The 615-nt window shown below is 54.6% G+C and carries 1 pseudogene; it reads right to left on the bottom strand.

The annotated features are described in order from the left end of the window. Window positions 1-542: pseudogene (locus tag Q0931_RS16685) on the bottom strand (flagellin FliC); the annotation flags it as partial. Window positions 543-615 lie beyond the last annotated feature (73 nt).

Below are 615 nucleotides of genomic sequence, written 5' to 3'. Positions count from 1 at the left end.
CCTGTATAACCATTGACGTTGAAATCACCCACGCTAAGGGTAGATGTTTTTACATCAGTCAGACTGAGGTCGATGGTCTGGCCGTCATTGGCGCCGACCTGAATCTTCAGAGTGGTGTTGCTGCCGTCCAGCAGTTTCTTGCCGTTGAATTCAGTCTGCTGGGAAATCCGATCGATTTCTTCCAGACGCTGGGTGATTTCATCCTGAATGGAACCACGGTCGCTCTGCGTCAGCGTTTCATTCTGGGACTGGACGGTCAGCTCACGAACACGCTGCAGGTTGTCAGTGACCTGACCCAGCGCGCCTTCAGCAGTCTGCGCAGCAGAAATACCGTCGTTGGCGTTGCGGTTGGCCTGGTTCAGACCGGTGACCTGGGCGTTCATGCGGTTGGAGATGGCCAGACCTGCAGCATCATCCTTGGCGCTGTTGATGCGCGAACCGGAAGACAGACGCTCGATGGCGGTGTTCAGGGACTGCTGTGACTTGTTCAGGTTGTTCTGGGCGTTAAGCGACAGAGCATTTGTGTTGATGACCATTGCCATGTGTGCGATTTCCTATTGCTTTCTAAAAGGAAGCGGCCTGTGTAAGCCGGTTATTCGCGGCATCTGCCGCCTG

Origin of the sequence: uncultured Kushneria sp. (assembly GCF_947497025.1) — a bacterium.
Lineage (GTDB): Bacteria > Pseudomonadota > Gammaproteobacteria > Pseudomonadales > Halomonadaceae > Kushneria.
This window is presented reverse-complemented; position numbering and strand designations above follow the sequence as displayed.